The sequence below is a fragment of the uncultured Cyclobacterium sp. genome, from assembly GCF_963976465.1.
In the GTDB taxonomy this organism is placed as follows: Bacteria; Bacteroidota; Bacteroidia; order Cytophagales; family Cyclobacteriaceae; genus Cyclobacterium.
Genome location: NZ_CAXBOC010000401.1, coordinates 1 through 5,505, shown reverse-complemented (window position 1 = coordinate 5,505; position 5,505 = coordinate 1). Strand labels below are relative to the sequence as shown.

The window sequence follows — 5,505 nt, the reverse complement described above, 5'->3', positions numbered from 1 at the left end:
CCGATCTGGCGATGGCAATCAAAAAATCTTTGATATCCGCAGTGACCTGCTTCGTATCGATTAGGTAGTTGATGTGCCAGATGGTATACAAAGTAAATTCTCTGTTTAAGGATAGTTTTATTTCCCTCCTAACAAGCTCTGCGACCTTCTCAGGATCATGTTTTGCCTTGATCAATGCAGATAAGCCATGAGAGATGTAACTATAAGATATACCCTCCTCATTAAATAACTGCGCAATAAAACCACAGAAATGTTCTGGACGCCTTTCCACCACGCTTCCAAAAGATCTCGAATGCTCAAGTAAACCTCCCTTGAAAAAATCATCAGATTTAAAATCCTCATCAATCTTCCGCATACTTTTTAGCCAGGCATCAAAGCTGAATTTGTTAAAATTTGCATTCGATAATGGTGATCTTACACCCCCAAACCTACTTTTGTTCCTATCTAATGCTTTATTATGATCGATTGGTCCAAAACGTCTTTCTAACATAAGATATAATTGCTTCAGCTCAGGGTCATTTTCCAGAACTTTTTCCGGAAGTGCTTTTAAAAACAAGTATTTTTTTAGGCCGATGTTCAGGCTGAATCTCTTCTTGTCATTTTCTTCATATTTCCATATCTCATAGGGATGGGTAATATTTAGCAGTAGTTTTTTAACCCTATGGTACTGTGCTGGAGTAAAAAAGGATATGGCTTTAGCAATCATTCTGCGAATGTTTAGCTGCAAAAAATCATCTACCTGCATCAAACCGTTCTTGGATTCGATGATCAATAGTAGTTGGTAGATTTCCTCAATAAATTCACTAGCCCTATCCCGCATCAATTTTGCTAGAAGAATGAGCAAAGGAACATAGTTCGTGGAGGAATATTTTTGGACAACCTCTTTAAGCTCACTTCTTTCGCACCTGCTATAATATTTAAGCAGGTAGAAATCTATCGATTTTTCATCTTCACTGTCTTTATAGAACAGCCCGTTATCGAGCTGATAGGAACCAAGCAGTTGGGAGGTAATTCCTGAATATTCAGTATAATAGGCGTGTTTTGTTTCTTCCAGAATTTCTAATTGAACAGAGAACAAAAATTCAGCGGTGCTTTGAGGGTTTTGATGATACAAATTATCAATAATTCCTTCAAAGCGATGGTCAAACCGAAAACGTTTAGTACGGCTTTTTGTCTTCAATATTACTGGCTTGAGCTTTCCAAATACATATCCCAGATCAAAAGGTGCTATTTTTTTTAGGGTCTCAAAATACCAAAGTTCTGTATTCTTATCGTAGGGAAAGTAGTTATCATAAAAGGGTAAAAGTTTGGCATCCCAGTTTTTGACCCTCGGTATAATATCCGCAATAAACTTCTTTTTTTCTTCAAACTTGCCATTTTCTAAATGGTCTAAAACAATCTTTGCATTATGGTTTATGTTGCGGTAAAGAACTCTGTATATATCATTTTGATTTCCCTTGAGCAAATCATTTGAAATAAAAAACTCGATCCAACCTCTTGAATTGAACAAATCAAGAAACAATTTTCCATGTTCATTCGCCAGCATATCGCAAACCAGCTCTTTCTCCTTCTGGGATGGAATTTCTACAAGTCCAATTTCCAATACAAACAAATATTTAATGTGATACCTGATATGATCGTGACCAATTATTTTTTTATAGAGTTCTATATATTTTTGATGGTTTGCCTCCCTAAGGTACTCAATAACGGTCTTGATCAAAGACCTGATATACAGATTCTGGCCTTCCTCAAAAATATAGTCAATTAGATTTCTGTCGGAGATTACGAACCATCGAGCCAGATAATACTCATAAAATGATTGGTGAAAAAAAGAAAGTTTATTTCCGTTCTGTACCAGAATTTCATGGGAGACTAGATAACTTATTTCGGCTTTAAATTCTTCGAGATATGTCAGCTCTATCAGATTCGGATGCTGTTCGTACATCCTTTTCACAATTGCATTTAGGCAGTCGGTGAGAAAAAGTTCCCTCGGTGTCATCACTTGACTCCACAATTCGGAATAGAGTTTAGTTAATGAAATCCTAGACTGTTTCTGCAACAGTTGCTCCAAATTTGGAATCTTAGTGAAAAGTTCAAGATTATAAGGTATAGTAAGTAGTTCGATCAGCAGTTTACTTTTTGCTTCAATTTTAAGTAGCTTTAAAATGTCGGTTACTTCCGTCTCAGACAACTTACCAATCTCAATCTGCTTAATAACTTGTGTATCATTAAACTTTCTCAGATCGGCATCGTACTCAAGATCGAAAATCCTAGTCGAGATTATAATTCTTGCATTTGGTAGCTTGAGAAGCTCCTGAATAAGCTTTATATATGTCTGTAGCCATCTCCTGTCCGTTGACAAGATTTGGGACAGTGCGTCGAGTTGGTCAAGAACAACTACAAATTTTTCACCTTTGTCCTGAAATACGTCGAAAAGTTCATTGAATGATGCTAAATCGCTGAATAACTGTTTAGAAAGCCCATTCAAACTAACATCATAAAACTGGTCACACTTGATTGCAAGGACAACATACTCGTGCTCATTTGCCAATTGACAGTAGATATCATGCAGAACTGTTGTTTTACCCACTCCTTTTTTACCTTTGACGACAAGAATCTTTTCAAAAATCGCCCTGCCAGGCAGATCCCTCTTTACCCAAGATACAATTTCCTGAACTGCTAGCCTCTCTATATGGGCTAGCTTCTCCTTCGAAAAGTAATTTTTGAGGTTTCTAACGTAGTTCGAAGCAGACAAAACTTCCTGATCTAGGTCAAACTTTTTACCGACTACAGCACTGTGAATCTCCCGCACTGCTTTTTTAATTTCTATTTCAAAGGCTTCATCATACAGACCAAAAGTTTTTAATTCATCAATAAGATCGGCCCCATCCATAAGTTCGATGTTATCATTTGGCAACCCAAAATTTTTCATTTGCTTGTTTTTCCAACCTGCCCACCATTTATGCTCTTGGATGCTCAACTTTCCCGGCACACAGAGTATCCAATTGCCGACCTGAAAATCAGTTGAAATAATCGCAGTTCTAAAGGATTTCCTTATTTGTTCCTTTTGGGATTCCTCAATGCCATTAACAAAAAACTTGCACTGGATTACCTTTATCGGCTTATTTTCGATATCACCAATAAATACATCTACCCCACCATCACCGATATGGACACGTACTGATTTCACACATTCTCCCTTAAATTTATGTTTGAATAAAGTAGTACAGATATCTTCAAATTTGCTTCGGGCGCCAGCTATGGTGTATCTATTTACGAGGTATACCCATTCTTCCATCATATATATTTATTATTGGTTAAATCTCTAAATAGACCGGTAAGACCCTTTTTAAATAGAACAATGATTACAGACAATAAGGTTTACTCAAAAATAACCAATTCCCGATAAAAAGCGCAAAAATGATTTCAACACTATTCTCTTACCGCAATTTATTAGGTTCCTTAAAAAAGCAATTTTGGCTGTCTAGAAAATCACCTCCTACCCTCCCCTACTGATTGCTATTTACATCTACATCAATTAATTCCAACTATAAATGCATGTTCTTATTTTCCTGTAAAGTAAATGGTATTCAAACCACTAAAATTAAGTAAATTATACTGAAATCTTTAAAAAATTCTTTTCATTTCATCCTGAAAATAAGTAACTTAAGGTTTAATTTTAAACTTTAATAGGCTATGAAAATCCTGATCAAACTTTTTCTAGTTTCCTTTATTTGCATGGTCGCCATGTTTGGGGCCTTAGGCAGCGACAACCAATGGCCGGGACTTATTATAGCTTTTTCTGTGTGGGGTTGGTTTATTTATTCTCTCTCTAAACCAAAAGAAACGGCTACTGATAGAAAAATCAGGGCACAGGAGCGAAAGATTGAGGAATTGCTGCGGAAACTGGAACAAAGAGGTTAGTAAGCTCCCCTTGATTGGACCAATTGATCTTTTCAAAAGCTTATCATTTCAAGAAATTTTTCCGAGGACTTAAAATCCTTTCAGAAAATTAAAGCTCAATTTTCAATCCCTCCAATTCCAACTCCTTTATATGCATCCCAGCTTCAATCAATTTCTCTGATTCTATGGACTGCAGGGCTTTTTGAATCAGTTCGATGAGTTTTTTTCCTTTATCCAATCTTTCAAAAGGAAAGGGATCCAAATTTTGATCTATCAATTGATTGATCTTCCGGTCTATTTGAGTTTGCCTGTTTTTCAATTGTAATACAATTACCGATATATCTTTCATTGTCTATTTAATTAACATATTTAAGTTAATAATTTAAACAAATACTTGATGCACCTTGCTAGATTTTAAAATTTTTCTAACCTCTTTTTCAATAGCAAGATTTCTCCAGGGAAGTAGTTTTTAGTGTGTCGTGTTAAATTATGACCTAAAAAGCTTAAATAAGCCTTTCCTCACAGCCCAATTCTTAATCTCCATCTTAAAAAAATAAAAAAGAGCCCCGTAGGGCTCTTTTTTTAAGATTTGACCTTTCTGGACTTTCCAGTTTTCGGAGCATCTACTTTTTTACTAATATAGGCTGTATGGGTTTTGCCATATTGATCCGGTTCTTTTAGTGAGGCGACTTCAAATACCAGGTATTCTTTACCATCGTAGTCGACCATCTGGTCTTTGAGGATTTCCTCAAGTGTTTCCTTGGAGATAGATACTCGGATGATGTCTAAATCTTTAACTTGTGTTCCTTTTCCGATGTAAGTTTTTTCAAATTGTGACATGACTTTTACTGTTTAAGGTTTTAAATTTGATTATGCCTAAGAGTTCGGGGGCTGCCAGGGACACCCAAGCCAAGGGCCGAGCAAAAAAATTGTGGAAGGCTTCCTCTGGAAAGCCCTATTTTTTTAATCGGGCGAAGCTTGCCCTTGGTGGGTGTACCGCTGCTCCCATCTTTGCATTTATCATAATTCACAACCGAGAACAGGATTGGACATGGCATTGGAAAGGCTGAAATATAAAAGGAAATGAGGTAAGAGTTAAATCATAGCGGTGTATTGAAGAAATGGAAACTGAGAATAACTCATGGGATGTATGGAGAAGGTAAAATAGTATGCCTTTAATTGGAGATGTTTATGATATAAGGGATAAATAGCAAAACCTTATCTGGCTAAGGAAGATTAGCTGATCAAATAATGGGTATTGGAAGGAACAAGCTGAAAAGAGCAAGGGGGTTTTTACATTCTCCTAAATGGATTCTGGCTTAGGGATAGCAATGGAAATCCTTTTTTCGGGAGGGAAGTGCGGCGAAAAAAGATTGAAATGGAAACAAAGTGATAGCCCGACCCTTAGGGGAAGCCCCAAAAAGTAAACTTTCATTCTAGTTTATCCTCAAAACTTGTCTTTTAGGTTTTATATAATTTCACTGCCAATGGCCTAAGCTCTTCCCCGGAACGGGAAAATGAAAATTCAAGGCTCTGAAGTATGACTGGAGACTGTAATCTCAACTCTGTCTAAGCTTGGAATTTAGTTTTAAATTTTATAAG

The 5,505-nt window shown here is 36.4% G+C and carries 5 protein-coding genes; 2 read left to right on the top strand and 3 right to left on the bottom strand.

Features of this window, described 5'->3' with window-relative positions; translation table 11 throughout:
* Positions 1 to 3,301, bottom strand: a 3,301-nt coding sequence (locus AAC037_RS18880) for an NACHT domain-containing protein (protein ID WP_339904779.1), incomplete at its 3' end; no start/stop codon positions are given.
* A 395-nt stretch (positions 3,302 to 3,696) separates the two neighbouring features.
* Here AAC037_RS18880 and AAC037_RS18875 point away from each other — a divergent pair.
* Positions 3,697 to 3,924 (top strand): hypothetical protein, encoded by a 228-nt coding sequence (locus AAC037_RS18875; RefSeq protein ID WP_339904777.1) that lies wholly within the window; start codon positions 3,697 to 3,699, stop codon positions 3,922 to 3,924.
* Positions 3,925 to 4,012: 88 nt separating this feature from the next.
* Here AAC037_RS18875 and AAC037_RS18870 read toward each other — a convergent pair whose 3' ends face one another.
* Both AAC037_RS18870 and AAC037_RS18865 read right to left on the bottom strand, forming a co-directional pair.
* On the bottom strand, positions 4,013 to 4,252 hold the full coding sequence (locus tag AAC037_RS18870; RefSeq protein WP_339904775.1) for a hypothetical protein: 240 nt from the start codon (positions 4,250 to 4,252) through the stop codon (positions 4,013 to 4,015).
* Between the two features lie 233 nt (positions 4,253 to 4,485).
* Positions 4,486 to 4,743 (bottom strand): hypothetical protein, encoded by a 258-nt coding sequence (locus AAC037_RS18865; RefSeq protein WP_339904773.1) that lies wholly within the window; start codon positions 4,741 to 4,743, stop codon positions 4,486 to 4,488.
* A gap of 32 nt (positions 4,744 to 4,775) precedes the next feature.
* Between AAC037_RS18865 and AAC037_RS18860 the strand changes: the two genes are divergently transcribed.
* Positions 4,776 to 4,973: a hypothetical protein gene (locus AAC037_RS18860; protein WP_339904771.1), complete on the top strand. Its 198-nt coding sequence runs from the start codon at positions 4,776 to 4,778 to the stop codon at positions 4,971 to 4,973.
* Positions 4,974 to 5,505 lie beyond the last annotated feature (532 nt).